This window comes from Mesorhizobium sp. M0028 (assembly GCF_040323855.1).
GTDB lineage: Bacteria > Pseudomonadota > Alphaproteobacteria > Rhizobiales > Rhizobiaceae > Mesorhizobium.
Genome location: NZ_JAMYVG010000009.1, coordinates 196,101 through 214,110, shown reverse-complemented (window position 1 = coordinate 214,110; position 18,010 = coordinate 196,101). Strand labels below are relative to the sequence as shown.

The 18,010-nt window shown below is 61.3% G+C and carries 18 protein-coding genes; 10 read left to right on the top strand and 8 right to left on the bottom strand.

Features of this window, described 5'->3' with window-relative positions:
- Positions 1–43: 43 nt before the first annotated feature.
- The 8 genes from NKJ93_RS18990 (at position 44) to NKJ93_RS18955 (ending at position 7,431) form a co-directional block, all read left to right on the top strand.
- A complete protein-coding gene (locus NKJ93_RS18990) occupies positions 44–982 on the top strand; it encodes a carbohydrate ABC transporter permease (RefSeq protein ID WP_352482018.1) in 939 nt (312 codons plus the stop codon).
- Positions 975–1,907, top strand: a complete 933-nt coding sequence (locus tag NKJ93_RS18985; protein ID WP_023720289.1) for a carbohydrate ABC transporter permease — start codon at positions 975–977, stop codon at positions 1,905–1,907. Before NKJ93_RS18990 ends, NKJ93_RS18985 begins: the two co-directional genes overlap by 8 nt.
- Positions 1,908–1,917: 10 nt before the next feature.
- Positions 1,918–3,015, top strand: a complete 1,098-nt coding sequence (locus tag NKJ93_RS18980; RefSeq protein ID WP_023720288.1) for an ABC transporter ATP-binding protein — start codon at positions 1,918–1,920, stop codon at positions 3,013–3,015.
- Between the two features lie 4 nt (positions 3,016–3,019).
- Positions 3,020–3,793, top strand: a complete 774-nt coding sequence (locus NKJ93_RS18975) for an SDR family NAD(P)-dependent oxidoreductase (protein WP_023720287.1) — start codon at positions 3,020–3,022, stop codon at positions 3,791–3,793.
- Between the two features lie 37 nt (positions 3,794–3,830).
- Positions 3,831–4,832, top strand: a complete 1,002-nt coding sequence (locus NKJ93_RS18970) for a sugar phosphate isomerase/epimerase family protein (protein WP_023720286.1) — start codon at positions 3,831–3,833, stop codon at positions 4,830–4,832.
- Positions 4,829–5,641: an SDR family NAD(P)-dependent oxidoreductase gene (locus NKJ93_RS18965; RefSeq protein ID WP_023720285.1), complete on the top strand. Its 813-nt coding sequence runs from the start codon at positions 4,829–4,831 to the stop codon at positions 5,639–5,641. Before NKJ93_RS18970 ends, NKJ93_RS18965 begins: the two co-directional genes overlap by 4 nt.
- Positions 5,642–5,864: 223 nt before the next feature.
- Positions 5,865–7,109 (top strand): flavin-containing monooxygenase, encoded by a 1,245-nt coding sequence (locus NKJ93_RS18960; protein ID WP_352482017.1) that lies wholly within the window; start codon positions 5,865–5,867, stop codon positions 7,107–7,109.
- A gap of 40 nt (positions 7,110–7,149) precedes the next feature.
- Positions 7,150–7,431: a substrate-binding domain-containing protein gene (locus NKJ93_RS18955; RefSeq protein ID WP_352590733.1), complete on the top strand. Its 282-nt coding sequence runs from the start codon at positions 7,150–7,152 to the stop codon at positions 7,429–7,431.
- Positions 7,432–7,577: 146 nt separating this feature from the next.
- Here NKJ93_RS18955 and NKJ93_RS18950 read toward each other — a convergent pair whose 3' ends face one another.
- A complete protein-coding gene (locus NKJ93_RS18950) occupies positions 7,578–8,018 on the bottom strand; it encodes a DUF2267 domain-containing protein (protein WP_023720283.1) in 441 nt (146 codons plus the stop codon).
- Between the two features lie 513 nt (positions 8,019–8,531).
- Between NKJ93_RS18950 and NKJ93_RS18945 the strand changes: the two genes are divergently transcribed.
- Positions 8,532–8,903, top strand: coding sequence for a VOC family protein (locus tag NKJ93_RS18945; RefSeq protein WP_352494756.1), 372 nt, complete (start codon positions 8,532–8,534; stop codon positions 8,901–8,903).
- 76 nt (positions 8,904–8,979) lie between these two features.
- On the opposite strand, the gene NKJ93_RS18940 is transcribed toward NKJ93_RS18945, so the two are convergent.
- From NKJ93_RS18940 to NKJ93_RS18920, 5 genes are all read right to left on the bottom strand, one after another.
- On the bottom strand, positions 8,980–10,176 hold the full coding sequence (locus NKJ93_RS18940) for a glycoside hydrolase family 172 protein (RefSeq protein ID WP_352590698.1): 1,197 nt from the start codon (positions 10,174–10,176) through the stop codon (positions 8,980–8,982).
- Between the two features lie 24 nt (positions 10,177–10,200).
- Complete coding sequence (locus NKJ93_RS18935) at positions 10,201–11,043, bottom strand: carbohydrate ABC transporter permease (protein WP_023720278.1); 843 nt, start codon at positions 11,041–11,043, stop codon at positions 10,201–10,203.
- Positions 11,036–11,962: a carbohydrate ABC transporter permease gene (locus NKJ93_RS18930; RefSeq protein ID WP_031194369.1), complete on the bottom strand. Its 927-nt coding sequence runs from the start codon at positions 11,960–11,962 to the stop codon at positions 11,036–11,038. Before NKJ93_RS18930 ends, NKJ93_RS18935 begins: the two co-directional genes overlap by 8 nt.
- Positions 11,963–11,990: 28 nt before the next feature.
- Positions 11,991–13,325 (bottom strand): ABC transporter substrate-binding protein, encoded by a 1,335-nt coding sequence (locus NKJ93_RS18925; protein WP_023720276.1) that lies wholly within the window; start codon positions 13,323–13,325, stop codon positions 11,991–11,993.
- 71 nt (positions 13,326–13,396) lie between these two features.
- Positions 13,397–14,401 carry a LacI family DNA-binding transcriptional regulator gene (locus NKJ93_RS18920; RefSeq protein ID WP_352590695.1) on the bottom strand — a complete coding sequence of 335 codons (1,005 nt, stop codon included), beginning with the start codon at positions 14,399–14,401 and terminating at the stop codon, positions 13,397–13,399.
- 908 nt (positions 14,402–15,309) lie between these two features.
- Between NKJ93_RS18920 and NKJ93_RS18915 the strand changes: the two genes are divergently transcribed.
- Complete coding sequence (locus NKJ93_RS18915; protein WP_352590692.1) at positions 15,310–15,762, top strand: hypothetical protein; 453 nt, start codon at positions 15,310–15,312, stop codon at positions 15,760–15,762.
- 39 nt (positions 15,763–15,801) lie between these two features.
- On the opposite strand, the gene NKJ93_RS18910 is transcribed toward NKJ93_RS18915, so the two are convergent.
- Both NKJ93_RS18910 and NKJ93_RS18905 read right to left on the bottom strand, forming a co-directional pair.
- The gene (locus NKJ93_RS18910; protein WP_352482007.1) at positions 15,802–16,476 is read right to left on the bottom strand and encodes a LuxR C-terminal-related transcriptional regulator; all 675 of its coding nucleotides are present in this window, start codon (positions 16,474–16,476) and stop codon (positions 15,802–15,804) included.
- Positions 16,473–17,915 carry a sensor histidine kinase gene (locus tag NKJ93_RS18905; protein ID WP_352482096.1) on the bottom strand — a complete coding sequence of 481 codons (1,443 nt, stop codon included), beginning with the start codon at positions 17,913–17,915 and terminating at the stop codon, positions 16,473–16,475. Before NKJ93_RS18905 ends, NKJ93_RS18910 begins: the two co-directional genes overlap by 4 nt.
- Positions 17,916–18,010 lie beyond the last annotated feature (95 nt).

Below are 18,010 nucleotides of genomic sequence, written 5' to 3'. Positions count from 1 at the left end.
GCCGGGGGCGAAGCGCCCGGCCTGACTTCGCCGGAGCAGCCCGATGTCCACCCATGACCTGATTGTACCGGCCGCAGCCGCCACGACCCGTCCGTGGCGCGAGCGCCTTGGCACGATGGTGCCCATTCTGGTGCTGGCGCCGTCGATAGCGGCGAGCTTCGTCTATGTTTTCGTCTTCACGCTCTGGACGCTCTACATCTCGCTGTCCAATTCGTCGCTGTTGCCGACCTATGGGTTCGTCGGCCTCGACAATTACGCTTCGCTCTGGGCAAACCGGCGCTGGAACATCGCCTATACGAATCTCTTCCTGTTCAGCGGCTTCTATATCGTTGGCTCGATGGCGGTTGGCCTGCTGCTCGCGATCGCGATCGACCAGCGCGTCCGCGGCGAGGCGGTTTGGCGCACTATCTTCCTCTATCCGTTGGCGGTGTCCTTCATCGTCACCGGTACGGTGTGGAGCTGGCTCTATAACCCTGTCGACGGTATCCAGGCCTTCGTTCGCGGGCTTGGCTGGACCGACTTCAGCTTCGCCCTGACGGCCAACCGCAACACGGCGATCTATGCGGTGATCATAACCGGTATCTGGCAGTCGTCCGGCTTCGCGATGGCACTTTTCCTGGCCGGTCTGCGGTCGGTCGATCCGGATCTCGTCAAAGCCGCGCAAATCGACGGCGCGTCGGTTTTCCGGACCTATCGCAGGGTCATCCTGCCCACCATCGCCCCGATATTCCTGGCGGTGGCGGTCATTCAGATACAATTCGCCATCAAGACCTTCGACCTGGTGGCGGCGTTGACGCGGGGTGGGCCAGGCGTGTCCACCACCTTCCCCGCCATCTATGTCTACGACCTGATGTTCCAGCGCGGGCAAATCGGCGAGGGTGCCGCCGCGGCGATGATGATGCTCGCGGCAGTCGCGGTGGTGCTGGTGCCGTACTCGTTGTGGATCGTCTGGCGCCGGCGGGCGGAGGGCCGCAATGGCTGAAATTGCCCCCAATGCCAGCTTTGACCCGGCCCGCCCCAATCCGACCGGCTTTGATCCGGAAGCTGCCGCAGCCACGCGCCGGCATTTCTGGAGCCGCTTCCTTGTTTATGCCGTGCTGGCGCTTTTCGCGATGGTCTATCTCGTGCCGTTGCTGGTGGTGATCTTCAACTCATTGCGCGAGCAGTCGGAGATTGCCCGCAACGGCCTCATCTCCGTACCTCGCAGCTTCCGGTTCGATGCGTGGGCGCAGGCCTGGGGATCCTACTGTGTCAGCGGTACCTGCGAGGGCATGAAGCGCAATTTCTTCAACTCGCTGGCGATGACGATCCCCGCCACAATCATCTCAACCATTCTCGGCGCCATGAACGGCTACATCCTCTCCAAATGGCGCTTCAGGGGTTCCGAACTGATCTTCAATCTGATGCTGCTCGGCGTATTCATGCCCGGCCAGATTTCGCTGATGCCGTGGGCGTTCCTGCTCGGCAAGCTCGGCCTGACCAATTCCACATATGGGCTGGTGTTGATCCACGTCGTCCAGGGCATCTCGTTCACCACCCTGTTCTGCCGCAATTTCTACGTCAGCATACCGGACGACCTTATCAAGGCGGCGCGCATTGACGGCGCCGGCTTCTGGCGAATCTTCCGCAAGATCATCCTGCCCCTGTCGCCGCCCATTCTGATTGTCACCGTCATCTGGCAGTTCACCGGCATCTGGAACGAGTATCTGTTCGGCGTCGTCTTCACGTCGGGCCAGCAGCAGCCGATTACGGCGGCGTTGGTCGCGCTCACGGCCGGCGGCACGACCGCACGTGCTTACGATGTGATGAGCGCAGCCGTGCTGATCGGCGCGTTGCCACCGCTGCTGATCTATCTGTTCGGTGGCAAATACTTCGTGCGCGGCCTCACGCAGGGCGCCATCAAATGAGGCGTCGCCCATGTCCGCGTTGATGATCCGCAACCTTCACAAGAGCTACGGCTCGCTCGAGATTCTTTCCGGCATCAATCTCGAGGCTAAGACCGGAGAATTCGTCGCGCTTGTCGGTCCGTCGGGTTGCGGCAAGTCAACCTTGCTCGCCATGATTGCCGGCCTGGAAACCGTCACGTCGGGAGAGATTTGGATCGGCGACCGGCTGGTGAACTCGGTGCAACCCAAGGACCGCGACATTGCGATGGTGTTCCAGTCATACGCCCTCTATCCCACGATGACGGTGCGCCAGAACATCACCTTCGGCATGGAAAGCCGCGGCGTGCCCAAAGCGGTGCAAGCGGAAGCTGTCCAGCGCGTTGCCGCACTCCTGCAGATCGAACAGCTGCTTAAACGCAAGCCTGGCCAGCTCTCGGGCGGCCAGCGGCAGCGCGTTGCGATGGGGCGTGCCCTCGTCCGCGACCCGAAGCTGTTTTTGTTCGACGAGCCCCTGTCCAATCTCGACGCCAAACTGCGCGTCGACATGCGTACCGAAATCAAGAAGCTCCACCATCGCGTCGGCAAGACCACGGTGTATGTCACCCACGATCAGGTCGAGGCGATGACGCTTGCATCCCGCATTGCGGTGATGAACCAGGGCTCGGTACAGCAGTTCGACACGCCGAAGCGGATCTACGACCGGCCGACAAACATGTTCGTTGCCGGTTTCATGGGATCGCCGGCGATGAATTTCATCCCGGCGCGGCTTACCGGCTCGACCAGCATCTCGGTACGCGCCGCTGACGGCAGCGACGCCAGCCTTGCCCTTGCTGCGCCGATGCCCGCCGGTGCGCCAAAGGACGTCGTGCTCGGTATCCGGCCGGAACACATCTACCGTTTCACGACCGACCTGAAGTCGCGCAAACCTGCTGTGGCGTCCATGCAGGCGCCGGTCGAGCTGGTCGAGCCGACCGGGGCCGAGACGCTTGCCGTGCTCAGGCTGGGTGACCTGGAGATCACCGGCCGCTTCGAGCCGGACGACGCTCCCGTCATGGGCGAGACGATAACGCTGGGCATCGATATGTCGCGCGCCTGCCTGTTCGATCCAACAACCAAGGCGCTTCTGTAATTTGATGTCCGTACAATTCGCAACCTATCCGAGCTTGGCCGATCGGGTCGTGCTGATCTCCGGCGGCGCCTCCGGCATCGGCGCCGATATGGTCCGCGCCTTCGCCTCGAATGGCGCCCGGGTAGCCTTTCTCGATGTGCAGGACGAACCAGCGGAGGCGTTGCTGCGCGAGCTCGGCGGTGCCGCCGGGCGGGCTCCCTTATATCTCCATTGCGACGTGACCGACGTCGATGCGTTAAAGGCGTCGGTAGAAGGCGTGCGCGCGCGGCTTGGTCCGGTCGCCGTCCTGGTGAATAACGCTGCCAATGATCAGCGCCATCCCATCGACGCAGTGACGGCCGAATATTGGGACCGCAGCTTCGACATCAATCTCCGGCATCACTTCTTCGCCGCTCAAGCTGTGCATCCGCATATGCAGGAACTCGGCTTCGGCTCGATCATAAACTTCTCCTCCATTGCCTGGCGTTTCGGAGCGGACCAGATGGTGGCCTACGCCACCGCCAAAGGGGCTGTGGTGGCGCTGACGCGTGCGTTGGCGCGGTCGTTCGGACCCGACAACATCCGCGTCAATGCAGTCGAACCCGGCGCCGTCATGACCGAGCGGCAGCGCGAGCTGTGGTTCAAGACGCAGGAGGCAGTCGACCAGACGGTGCAGCGGCAATTGATCCGTCGCGTCCTCCTGGGCGAGGAGATTGCACGGACCGTGCTCTTCCTGGCAGCGGATGACAGCCGCATGATCACGAAGCAGTCCATCACCGTCGATGCCGGCCTGCGCTAGTGACCCCTCTCCGCCCTCCATTGGAACCGCCAAGCTGATGCTTCGTCTCGGCCTCAACCCCTACGGACTGACCTACTATCTCGGACTGCAGGGCCGTGGCACGCCGCGGCACAATCCGGACGGCGTGGGACTGGAAGGCTTCATCGCGCTGGCGCAGGAACTGGGCGCACGCACGCTCGAGATCTACGAACCCTGGTTGACCGACTTGCCGGATGCCGAAATCGTCGCGCTGCGCAAGCGTATGAGTGCGCTCGATATTGTCCCCGTGGTGAGCGGCGGGCTGCTGGTGGCAGGTCCGCTGGACAACGCATTTCGGGCTGCGCGCCTGCTCGAGGCGACGACGATCCGTATCGCACTGACGCCTGTCCTGTGCGGCGACCGCAACGCCTGGGGCCGGAAATGGAGTGAGTTCAATACGACGATCCGCGCTGCGTTGACAGATTGGGGACCGCGTGCGGCGGCCGAGGGCCGGGTACTCGGCATCGAGAACCATCAGGACTTCGGCAGCGACGAACTGGTCGCGTTCTGCGAGCTCGGCGGACCGGGCGTCGGCATCACCTACGACACCGGCAACACTTTTCCTGTCGGCGAGGCGCCGCTTGCCTTCACGCAGCGGATCGCACCCTATGTCCGCCACGTTCACCTCAAGGACTATCGCGTGCAGTTCACGGATGAGGGCTACCGTCTGGTCCGCTGCGCGATCGGCGACGGCGCCGTGCCTTTTGGCGAACTGGCAGCCATCCTTGGCGAGCACCACGACACGCTGACGGCGGTGCTCGAACCGGGCGCGCTGGAGGCCCGTCACGTTCGCTGTCTCACGGACGACTGGTGGAACGGATATGCGCCGAAGACCGCACGCGAGTTCGCGGCCTGCCTGAGTGCTGCGCGCGCGAACCGTCTTGCGGACGACGCCGACTACCGCACGCCATGGGAGCGCGACAATGACGGCGCGCTCGTTTCGTATGAGCTCGACATGATCCGCCGCAGCGCCGCCAATATGAAGAAGTTCGGTTTCATTGCAATGGAGAGATCAGCATGACCACCCGAGACCTCAGCGGCCTGACCGCCTTCGTCACCGGCTCGGGACGCGGCCTCGGCCGCGTGATGGCCGACCGCTTGGCCGAACTTGGCGCAAACGTCGCGGTCCACGACCTCGATTGGGCCCGGCCATCTCAATATGGTGAATTCGCGGACCTCGGCGACTCTGCCCGGGGCTTGGAGAAGCATGGGACACGGGTGACCGCGGTCACCGGCAATATAGGCGACAAGCAAGCTGTCGCCGAAATGAAGAGGAAGATCGAGGCGGACCTCGGCGACGTGCACATTCTGGTCAACTGCGCCGGCGGCGACATCGGCGCCAAGGGCGTAAAGCCCAGTCCCAACAACGCACTCGACATCGACTACGACGACATCAAGGTTCTAACCGAGAACAATCTCATCGGCACGATGTTGGTTTGCCAGGCGTTCGTTCCGCCGATGGTCAAGCGGGGCTCGGGCTCGGTGATCAACATCGCCTCGGCGGCAGCGCATATCGGCTGCTCACCCGAGGTGGTCTACTCAACGCTTAAGGCGGCCGTCGTCCATTATACGCGCTGCCTCGCCAAGGAATTGATCGACGATGGCGTACGCGTCAATGCGGTAAGCCCTGGCGCCACCAAGACGGCACGGTTCCAGGCGAGTCGCGTGGTCGATCCGCAGCGCATGGATTCGAGCAAGAAATCGCTGAACCGGTATGCGGAGCCTGAAGAGATCGCCGAAGCGGTGGCCTTCCTCGCCGGTCCGCGCGCGCGCTTCATCAACGGGCAGGTAATCCGTGTCGATGGCGGTTTCACAATCTTTCCAGGTTAAGCCGCAACCATTGCCGGTTTCGGATGAGTATTTGATCGTGCCGTGACCCGATAAAACTGTTATCGTGCCATCGCGTCGGGGGCGAAACCATGCAGATCGAGGGGATGGGTTCGGGCAGCATCGGCCGCTGTTTGGCGGTTGTCCGTTGGCAGAGGCGTTACGCTGATGGCGCCAGTGCCGCCTCACAGCGCTGCAACGGCGCTAGCCTCCGGATCCGCGGCAAATGACGGATAATGCCAACGTCCTTGATGCAGTAGTAGTCGGGGCCGGCTGGGCCGGTCTGGGCGTCAGCTATTCGCTGGCTCGGCAAGGCTTGCGCCATGCCGTATTGGAGCGCGGCCGCATCGGAGAGACCTGGCGCACCCAGCGGTGGGATTCCTTCCGGATGAATACGCCCAACGTGCAGACCGTCATGCCCGGCGACTGCTATGACGGTTCGGATCCGTTCGGTGCCCTGACGCGCAACCAGTTCGTCGCCCTGCTTGAGGATTTCGCCAGGCGAAACGAATTGCCGGTCGAACCGGACACTGTGGTGACCGAGCTCGCCGGCGGGCACGAGAATGGCGGCTATCGGCTGATCACCTCGCGCGGAACACTTTTGGCACGCAACGTGGTGATCGCCAGCGGCAACTTGAATTGTCCGGTGCGCCCAGTTTGGGCCGCTGCGTTGCCGCCGGGCCTGCGCCAGATCGATGCTTCTGATTATCGCAGCGCCGCTGATCTCCCGGCTGGAGCGGTGCTGGTGGTCGGAAGCGGCCAGTCCGGTGCCCAGATCGCGGAAGAACTGGCGGAAGCAGGCCGAACAGTCTTCCTTGCCACCAGCCGGGTCGGGCGGCTCTCGCGGCACTACAGAGGTCGCGACATCATGCTCTGGCTCGTCGAAAGCGGATTTCTCGACGTGCGTCGAGACGAGATCATTCGACTTGCGGGGCGCATTCCACCTCGTGGTCTGCTTGGGGTAGAACACACGATAAGCCTGCAAGGGCTGGGCGCCCAAGGTGTCGTGCTGCTGGGGCGGTTCGCAGGCGTCGAAGATGACGGCCGTCTGTCATTCGCCGACGATCTCGAAGAGCATGTTCGTTTTGCGGATGAGGCCTCCGCCAACGTCAAACGCTATATCGACGAATACATCAGCCGCTCCGGAATCGATGCCCCCGTTTCGGAACCCGACCCAGCGGAGACTGTCGCAGCGCAGCTGCCGAATCCGGCTGTCCGTTCTCTTGATGCTGCCGAGTCCGGCATCACGACCGTGGTGTGGTGCACCGGATTCAAGGGCGATTTCAGTTGGGTGAGGCTTTCCGGTCTGCTCGACCCGGAAGGACAGCCTGTTCACGAGGATGGCGTGGCCGCCCTGCCAGGCATCTACTTCGCCGGGTTGGATTTCGCCTCCACGCGCAAATCAGGCATAATATTGGCGATTGCCGAGGAGGCCCATCGCCTTGCGGAACACATCGTGCGGCGTTCGTGACGACCTGGACACCGTCGGCAGGTTTCTAAACCCCCAAGCGGTGAACGGAAGCCGTCACGCCGCCTATCACAGCTTCCTGCAAGCACGCGGCCTTCCGCTGCGAGATGACCTTGTGATCGGCGGTGCAGAGGCGCGCAAGGCTGCGTTTGCCAATGTCACGGCGCTGGCCGCCCGCATGGACCGGCCGACCGCGCTTTTCGTCGAATCCGATCTTGCCGCCGTGACCGCCCTGCACGCATTCGAGGAGGCCGGGCTCTCCGTGCCGGGCGACATAGCGGTCATCGGGTGTGGCAATATCGACGAGGGCGTCATACGGCATTGACGACGATCGGTCCTGAAACGGCCCACTACGACCATTTTGCCGATCATCTGATCTCATTGATTTCGGCAACACCGGGCGCAATACCTACCCTTTTCAGCGTTTCGTGGCAGTTGGTCCGTCGCACGTCCGCATGAGCAGGATCGCCGCTATTTGACGCCTACGCTTTCAGGCCAGAGCGCCTGGATTTCCTTTGGCAGCGCATCTCGCACCTTTGCCGACTGGCCAAGGTCGATATGCCGTGCAAGCACGCGAAATACCGAGCGTACTGCATCCTCGGGATCGACAGGACGGGTCGATTTCAATTCATCGGCGATGTGTTGCAGGAACTCCTCGAGCGAGCGTGTCTTGTCGGGCATGTCGGCGGGCCGATAGCGATCATAGTAGGCGCCGCGCACGAGCAGCGGCAGTTCGGCTCCCAATTTGGCCGCCAGTCCGATCTGTAGCCTGTCCCGCAGGGTTCGCAGAACGGCGCCCAATGTGTGCCAGGCGACGTGGCGATCTGGACCAAGATCCGCCATGATCTCGTCGAGCCAGATGTTTGTTAGTTGCAGCGTTTTGTCAAAAACGTCCAAGCCGGTTGTGCTCATCGTCGCCTCCTCGAAAGGTTCTGCGGGCGAAACGGCGACCGGAGACAATTGTTTCGTGGTCCTGTGAAAATAGCCTGGCAAAGCGATGGAAGCCGGTTTAGGTCGGAGAGCCTCTTTGCGTCAGGTCTGCTCTTGGCGCTTCGGCTTCGCTGCCGACGAGCTTCGCCAGCTTCGGTGAGCGCCGTCTCGAGGCGCGCAGCTCTTCGAACGTCAACGGCGCGCGCAACCTTCCCATGGTCGTATCCGGCCATCTGCGTTCCGATCATGAAAGCCGTCTCTGCTGATCCGAAATGCGTCTTTGTCCCCCTAACTGGGCTTGCGCTCATCGGTTCCGAACGCCTCGCCGTCTAGGCCGGCAATGAGACCAGTCCTCACGTTGCCCGAACCGGATATCTCTTGCCGGACATCTCTTGACTGAATGAGCGGCCCGCGCCGACAATGGCATTGGGAAGATGGCGGATGTCGTCCACGGTGTTCGGCACCACTTGCCGATCAAGCTGCGAAAGGCCTGTCATGGATTGGAAGCTGGAACTGGTCCCGGTCCCCGTATCGGATGTCGATAGAGCAATCGCCTTTTATGTCGGCAAGGTCGGCTTTCATCTCGATCACGACCACACCGTAAGCGACGAGATACGTTTCGTGCAATTGACGCCGCCCGGTTCGGCCTGTTCGATTGCCATGGGCAAGGGCCTCGTCGACAGCCCCCCGGGATCCATAAGAGGCCTGCAACTGGTCGTGCCCGATATTGATGAGGCACACCGGCACCTGGCAGCTCAAGGTATCGTGGTCAGCGATATCAAGGATTTTCCCTGGGGCAGATTTGTCTTCTTTGAGGATCCCGACGGCAACACCTGGTCTGTCCAGCAACTTCCACCTCGCAGCTGAGGCGGCGCGCTACGGCAGGGTCGCGCCCCGACGCAGATAGCGCGGGATGCACGCTTCAACTCGAACGCATCCCGGCCTAACGCCTCTTCTCGTCGAAGGCGGCGTTCCAATTGTGATAAGGCGCGCGAAAGGTGGGGATGCGGTCCTCGACATCGGCAAGCTCTTCGAACGGCTTGTGCGGTTCCGCCTGATACCAGAAAGCGACCGACGAGATGTCGTCAGAGCGGCGATTGGCGTGACCGTGCTCGATGGTCACCCGGATGCGTTTGTGAAAGATGACCGGGTCTTCTATGTGCCAGCGATAGAGCGTAACCGGCTCGGTCCAGTTCGGCCCGCCGGCGGCGATGATGCCGTGATAGGACGCACTGTAGTCCTGTGTCGGGCACCATGCCGTATTGAAATAATCTTCCGTGCCGGTGCCGTGCAGCGTCGGCGGCCATGCGTCGTTGGCGCCGGGGCTGGTCTCGCCACGATCGCCGACCAGTTCGGCCTTCGGGCCGATACGCGGATCGGGCTTGCGCACCGCATCCGGCACGGAAATGCCCGGCTCGCCATCGACGAAGATCATGTCGTCGCCCTCGCCATACCAGTCCCATAGAGGGGAACGGCGCCGCGAATAGACCGAATAGAGCAGGCCGACATAGTGGCCGTGACCCTCCGCCTCCAGGATGGTGTAGTTGCCGTTCCCGTCGGTATTTTCCCCGCCAAACAGGACCTGCTCGTTGGCCAGCCCCGTCTCGTCGATGCCATCGGGTCGCTGCTGCCTGTATTGGGCGTGGAAGCGGCCCAGGCCTTCCTCGAGTTCCTCATGCAGTTCGAGATCGACATAGTAATAGAAAAGCAGGTCGTCCTCAGCTTCATTGGTGACGGTGAAGCGCATATGGCTGGCAAACGGCATCGGAAAATAGCAGTTGAAGGCCTTGCCATCCTCTGGACTTGCCTGCACCGGCAGGCTGGCAAAATTGCGGGTGCGGGCATGGCCCATGCCGAAGAAATCGCCGATCGGTGTTTCGATGCTCGGATGTTCTTCACCATCCCAATAGGCGCGCAATACGATCTTGCGCAGGAAGTCCTCGCTCTTGCAGGCGAGCGTCGCCCAGATATGCGTGATGATGCCGGCACCATAATGCTCGGCAATCACCAGCGTCTGGCCAGGTTCAATATGCAGCCGGTCGTCATTGCCGCCGGTGCGGTCGTAGCTTGAGAACCGGCGGGTTTTGGCATCGCGCAATTTGGCGAGCCCGCGAAGCGGCGACAGGCCGGCATTATCCATGTGTTTCTCCTCTTGCTTCAGCGGTTATTTCAGGCCGCTTGTCTTGATGGATTCCATGATCTGGCGCTGGAAGATCACGAAGAGGACCAGCATCGGCACGGCGACGATGGTCGAGGCGGCCATGACATAATTCCAGGCGGCGGCGTACTGGCTCTTGAAGTTTGCGATGGCAACCTGCACCACCCAGAGGTTGAGGTCCGATGTGATCGTCAACGGCCACAGGAAAGCGTTCCAGTTGGCGAGAAAGAACAGGATCGCCAACGCCGACAGGATCGGCCGGCTGAGCGGCAGGATGATGCTCCAATAGATGCGCCAATAGCTGGCGCCATCCATGATCGCCGCTTCTTCCAGCTCCCTCGGCAGCGACAGGTAGTATTGCCTGAGCAGGAAGATGCCGAATGCGTTGAAGATCGCCGGAATGATCAGCCCGGCATAGCTGTCCAGCATGTGCAGCGTCCGCGTCAAAATGAACAGCGGCACGATGATCACCGGTAGCGACACCAGGAACGTCGAGAACATGGCGAGGAACAGGATGTCGCGGCCCGGAAAACGCAGCCGTGCGAGCGAATAGCCGGCCATCGAATGGAAGAACAGCGCAGCGACGGTCACCGTCGCCGACACGAAGAACGAGTTGAAAAGGTAGCGCAGGAACGGCACCTCGGTCAGCACATAGAGGAAATTGCCGAGCGTCGGCTGTTCCGGAATGAGGCTCGGCGTGAAGACGTCGCTCGCCGGCTTGAGCGAGATGACCAGCATCCAGACAAGCGGGAACACCGTCATCAGGCCAAGCGCCGCGGTCGCCAGCATCCAGGCAAGCCTCGCCGCTCGTATCTGCGAACGCGTGGAAGGAGTTCGGCTGTCAGTCATGCTCGAAACGTCCGCCGCGCGTCAGCAGGAAGAAGAACACCGTGACCAGCATCAGCGCCAGCACCAGCAGCGATGCCATTGCCGATGCATAGCCGAAGGCGCCGAACTGGAACGCCTGCTTGTAGATGTAGATGATCAGCACCGAGGTCGAATTGACGGGCCCGCCCTTGGTCATCACATAGATCAGGTCGAAGACCTGGCCGCCGGCGACAGCCGCGACCAGCGAGACCAGGAGGACGAAGAAGCTGGTCGGTTTGAGCAAGGGCAAGGTAATGTACCAAAAGCTTGTCACCGGCCCGGCGCCGTCGATCTTTGCGGCCTCGTAATACTCTGCCGGGATGTCCTGGAGCCCGCCGAGGAAGATCAGCATGTAAAAGCCCATCAGGAACCAGACGCTGACCAGCACCAGCGTGAACAGCGCCAGATTTGGATCGCCGAGCAGCGAAATTCCGCTGAGGCCGACGAGCGGCGCCAGCCGGCTGACGATGCCGACCTTCTCGACCAGCATGAGTTGCCAGACGAGCGCCACGACGACCAGGCTGACCATCTGCGGCGCAAAGAACATCGAGCGCATGACCGCGTTGAAGCGGTTGGTCTTCTGCACCAGAAGCGCCAGCCCCAGCCCGGCGGCGTAGAGCGCCGGCACCAGCATGACGGCATAGGCCACGGTCACCTTCACCGACGACCAGAACAGCGGATCGCTCCACATGCGCCGATAATTGCCGAGCCCGACGAATCTATAGCCGCCGAAGCCGTTGACCTCGAAAAACCCGACGGCGAGCGACAGCAGCATCGGCACGCCGACGAACACCAGCAGTCCGAGCGCATCGGGCAGGACGAACAGCCATGCGGCGTAGCGTTCCCTTTGCTTGGCGGTAAGGCCGCGAGCGGATTTGGCGCCCGCGGCCGGCGATTTCATCTCGTCTGCGTGCATGCTGGAAGGGGACCTAAAGGATCGGCGCGCCGGAATAGGAAGCGAGGAACGCGTCGAGTTGCTGACTGGCTGCCGTCGCGGCCTGCTGGGCATCGACCCCGCCAAGCTGTGCCGACTGGATGGCATCCGAGATGATCTTGTAGGCTTCAGGCGGAACCCGCGGTTCGGCACGCGTTCCCGGGTGGATTTCCTTGGCGAAGGTGCCGAACTTACCCGTGCTGAAGACATCGGCGCCGGCCTTCAGTGCGCTGTTGCGCGGCGGCATGTCGCTTTTGGCGACCGTGCACCAGTTGACGACCCGGTCGATCGATCCCTGATCCATCGAGGCCAGCGCCCAGGCGCAGAACTGGGCGGAAGCATCCGGGTTCTTGCCCCCGGCATTGGCGACGAAGGCCCAGCCACCGCCGACGGTGACATATTTGCCATTGGCAGGTGTCGGCAATTTGAAGATGCCGTAGGGCACGTCCTTGGCGTTGTTGTCCATCGCCGAAATGCCCCAGATGCCGCAGCTCTGCATGGCGCACAGCCCTGCCCCGAGATTGGCGACGATGTCGAAGCCGCCGCCGACCACCTGACGCGGCGCCACACCGGTATTGATAGCATCCTGCCAGAGTTTAAGCGCCTGGACCGTGGCCGCCGAATCGAAGGCGCTCTTGCCGTCCTTACCCTGGAATTCGCCGCCGCCCTGCCACAGAAACGGATACCAGGTGAAGTTCTGGTAATAGCCAGGCGTCGTTTCGAACAGCACGCCATAACGGTTGGGCGTCGTCAGCTTCTTGGCAACCGCCAACAACTCGTCCCAGGTCTTCGGCACGTCGTTTTCGTTGAGCTTTGCTTCCTCGAACGCTTTGACCGAATAATAGAAGGCCATCGGCTCGACCTCCATCGGCACGCCGTAGATCTTGCCGTCGACCATGCGGTTGGCGATGACGCTTTCCGGGAAATCGGCTTTCGCGGCATCCTCGATATGCGGCGTCAGGTCGGCCAGTACGCCGCCATTGTAATAACGCAGGAAATCGCCGGGGCTGATGAGGAAGATGTCGGGGCCCTCGCCCGACGCGAAGGCCGTCGCCAGCTTGGAGCCGGAGATGTATTCGCTGTTGACGACATATTCGAGCTCGACCTTCTGGTCGTGGCCGTCGTTCCAGTCGGCCACCAGCTTTTCGAACCACTGGACCTGTGGCTTCACGTCTCCGCCCGGCGCATAGAACTGCCAGAATTTCAGCGGCGCTTCCTGAGCGCGCAAGGCCATCCTATTGATGAACGGGAAGCCTGTAAGGCCGGCGGCGGCGAAAGTGGCGCCGCCCTGGATCAGCCGACGGCGGTTGAGGGTCGTTTTGTCAGTCATCATTTCCTCCCTGGGTGTTGTTCGGTCGAACGTTGGCGAAGGACCTCCGTTCCCTCTGCCGGCATTTGACGTCATGCGCTGTCGGATGGGCTCAACGCGCATGGGATCACTTCGGTGCGCGGCGCGCCCTCGACTTTGCCGCCCAGGCGCTCGAGCAGCATTTCCGTGGCGCGCTTGGCGAGCATTGTCGGGCTGTTGCCGACACGGGTCAGCTTCGGCCTGACATATTCCAGCTGAGGCAGGTCATCGAAGACCGCGATGGCGATATCCTGAGGGATATTAATCGCATAGTCGTAGAATTCAGTCAGCGCACCGGAGGCCATCAGATAATTGGCGAAGAACATCGCCGACGGCAGGTTTCCGCCGTGCTTGTCCAGGAGCCAAGCGACCGCCTCCCGTCCTGACGGGGCAAGATAGCTTCCCTCGAACCGAAGATCGGCGGCGATTGGCACGCCATTGTCGGCAAGCCCTTTCTCGAAGCCCGCGGCACGCGCCATCGCCTCCTTGAAAAAGGATGGCCCGGTGACATGGGCGACGCGGCGATGGCCCCTCTTCGCCAGATACTCGCCCATCAGATAGCCGCCGCCGAAATCGTCCAGCTGGACGCTGTCGACGGCTTGATTGGGGAGATTGCCGATGAAGACGGCGGGCAGATCGAGGTTGAGCAGCTCGCTGTGCATGCCGTGCAGCGCGAAGTCGGCAACGATGACGCCGTCGACCCGCTTGCGCCCGATCTGGCGCAAATACTCGCGGCCGTGATCCTGTGAATGTCCGCCCGGTACGTCGGTGTTGAAGATCAGCATGTCGAGGCCGACCACTTCGAGCGTCGACTGCGCCGTCTTCACCAGCTCCGGGTAGAACGGGTTGCGGATGTCGGGGATCAGCATCGCGATGATGTTGGTGCGGCCGGTGCGCAGGCTCTGCGCCTGCGGGTTAGGCGTATAACCGAGTTCGTCGATCGCCGCTTGTACGCGCTCACGCAGCGGTTTCGATACCCGGTCCGCATGGTTGATGACATGCGACACTGTCGTGCGCGACACGCCCGCTCGCGTGGCAACTTTGGAAATCGTGCTCATAGTGACAGGTTATGAGCACATGAATGCATTTGCAAATCGATTTTACTGACGCCTCGCAGATTGGAGTCGTCCGGCGGATTGCTGCACAAATGACCAAAGAAAAAGGCCGGACTGTTAAGCCCGGCCAAGCGTGAAGGTCTGTAACCTCCAGAGGGGAACGCGCCGGACGCAATGGGAGGAGACGTCCGACGCAACTTTCATATGGGTCTGTATTGGTGACGTTTCAACGACATGGCAGTGGACCAACGTCGCTGTTGCCATAGTGCCAGGAACGCAAAGCATTCGAAGGGAGCGGTGGATCGCAGCTGCCAGTCGGATACAAAGGTTGCCGAATGCAAGGCGGGGTCCATTGCTCCTGGCATAGGGACTTCAGTCTGTAAGACTGTCGACCAAGGACCTGCACGGCCAAACTTTGGTCCGAGGCTGCTATCGCAAAAGCCCGAAATGCGAGAGTTTCAGGAACTGAGTTCCAAAGAACCCCGTTGCGATGCCGACTGGTACAGGAGGCCGCTATGGACCCGAGCATTCATCAGGCACGTTGGCTGCTTTTTCCGTTGTTTGGCCTGTGTTTCGGGATCGCGGCCATTGGATTTATTGTTGGCTGACGGTGGGAAGTCGGCGCTATCACCGAGAGACGCAACCAACGGAAGGCAAAAGACTTGCGCAGTAAATAGTCCCTTCCTGCGCCAGCGAGACCCACCAGTTACCATCGTGGGACTGGTGGGTCTTGACGTCCCGGATACAAACCATTGTTTTAAGCATGACACGAAGTCGAACAGGAGGCAGCACGACAGGTCCGTATGATTAAGGGGATTTACGACATGCGACTGGCAAGTTCATTGATGACGACCCGGAGACGAAGGACCAGATCTTCACGAGGACGTCGTGTCGGTATTTCCGTAATCGTGTTGACCTTCATTCTCGTCGTAGGCCCGTATCGCGTCATGTTCGACGGACCGTCGCCGACGCTCGGCCCGCAGGCCGCCTGTGCCAAAGACGGCGGGAACGGCAACGGCAATGGCGGAAACGGGAACGGGAATTCAGGCAATTCGGGTGGAAACTCCGGCAATTCAAACTCGAACGCTGGAGCCGGCAAGGGCAAAGCAAAGTCGCAGGACGACAATCCCCCTGATCCCGCCCCTGCGGTAAACCCCGACAGCAAGCCAAAACTCTTTGTCAACGCGACCACAGGAGACCGGGTCGAGGTGCGTGGGCCGAGCATTGGCGTGATGCATTCGAACGGCCTCAGCGAACGCATCGACAGCGGCCAATATGAAATGCGGGATGCCAAGGGCCGCACCATCATTCGGCGCCTGGCGACGCGTTCCGATCGGGACAGATTGCTTGAAATGATCAACTGAGGGCCAGTTCACATAGCTGCGCTGTGCGGCAATTTTGGCTCAAGCATGATCGCGAACAGGCGGATGCTGGCGCTCAGTCGCGTCGCGCAACGTCATTGCGGCTTCGGTCCTGTTGCTGACGTTGAGCTTGGCCAGGATTCGCGTCATGTGGTGCTTTATCGTTTTCTCATGCAGGTTCAGCCGAAGCCCGATCCGCTTGTTGCTCAGTCCCGCGGCAACCAGCGTCAGGATCTCCCTTTCGCGGCTGGTGAGTTCGGCAAGTCCGTCAGCTTTCGCCGGCTCTTTTGATTGAGCCGACAGATCGGCCAACAGGCGCGCCGATAATTGTGGACAGACATATCGTTCGCCCGACGCTACCGTGCGCAGGATCGCAGCCAACGTCCTCGACCCGACCCCCTTCAAAACATAGCCCCTTGCCCCGCTCTGCAACGCGGTCATCACGTGCTGGTTTTCTTCCGAAACGGTCAGCATCACGATTTTCAATGCCGGCTGCCGCTCCAGGGCCGGTCCGATCACACCAAGGCCACCTCCGGGAACCGAGATGTCCATCAGCAGAATGTCGGGCCGCTGGTCTTCGATTATCCGCAGGGCGTCATCTCTGCTGCTTCCTTCACCGACTATCTCGAATCCGCCGATCTGATCGAGCGTGCGCACAACGCCTTCCCTGAACAGAGGGTGGTCGTCGACGATGGCAAGCTTGATGGCTGCGGTCATGTCTGCCCCATTTCAACGATGTTGAGAGCCATTTTCACGATCGTGCCACTTTGTGAGGAAGTCACGGTAAACTGGCCCCCGAGGCTTTCCACCCGCTCGCGCAGCCCAACGAGCCCCAGCCTCTCGGGACGCACGATTTGTGGGTCAAAGCCAGGGCCGGCGTCGGACACTTCGATACAAACGCGCTCGCCGTCGAAATGTTTCTCGACCGACTGACCTTCACCTCCGGCATGGCGAAATCCATTGTTCAGCGCCTCCTGGACGAAGCGGAAGATGCAGATCTTGGCCGCCGGCGACAACGTCGCATGGCCGCCGGTCATCGATAGCGCCACTTTGGCTCCGGTTCGTTCTTCGTGCGCTTGCACGGCAAGCTCGAGAATTTCGGCCAACTCGGCATGCTCGATATGCGGCAGGACAAGGCCCTTGCTGATACTCCTGATCTCGCGCATGGCTTCGTCCAGATGTGCTTTGACGGCTAGCAATTCCTGTGCACGTTCGGCTGACGGCGTAGCGGGATCGGCAATGACGGGGCTGTCGATCCCCAGCGCTGCGAGAGCAACCAGTTGCGCGGGCCCATCGTGCAAGTCCGCACCGATGCGCCTGAGATAGCGTTCGTTGAGTGCGGTGGCGCGCTGCGAGGCACGCTGCACCTTCAGCCTCAACAGTCTGTTTTGAGCAAGCAGGTCGGAGAGTTCAGCAATGCGCTGCTTCAACGAGCGGCTCTGCGAACTGATCGTGCGGCTGCCACGGAACACGATTGCCGACAGCCCGAGAAAGAAGGCCGTTGTGACGGCGGCAACGTCCAGCCAGGTTCGAATAAGTGCCTGATGCAGGTTTCTTTCGAAATCAGTGGCGACCTCGTAGAATTCCGAAACGGCCACCACTTCCCCCGACCATGGCTGCAGCACCGGGTTGTAGATCTCGAGGAGATGCAAGCCGCTGGCTCTTTCGGCCTCGCTGTCCGGATCGTCGAGCTTGTCGAACTCCGAAACCATTTGGCCTGCAAACGCCGCGCGGAGATTGCCGCTGGGTTCAAAGCGCTTGCCGATCAATGTCTTGTCGGTCGAATACAGGATGGTTCCGTCGCGACGCCAGAGCTTGAAGGATTCGAGCCTTGTGCCGAGTGCCCCTTGTCCCAGCGTTTCATCGAGCGCGTGGGCGACGCTCTCGTCGAGGACTTCGCTCTTGCGCATATCCGGAAGCAGCGGCGCGATAACGCTGTCCACGTAAAGAGCCGTAGCGGATGCCGAATTCTGCGTGACCACGGCTTCTATGTGGCTCGTGACTGAAATCCCCACCACCACCATGGCCGACAGGGAGAATAGACCACCCGCGAGCAGGAACTGCGTGGCCAGCGACAACGCGTTCCAGCGGCCGACAAGGCTTGTCACCCAGTGTGGCCTAGTGTTCCGAGTGGCCCGCTCGGCAACACGCCGCATCAGTGGCGCGATTCTGGAGAACCGGCTAATTTGCTGTCGAACGTCGCTAAAAGACGCCATCCTTGGTGTGTAACCGATCAATTGCGATGGAACTA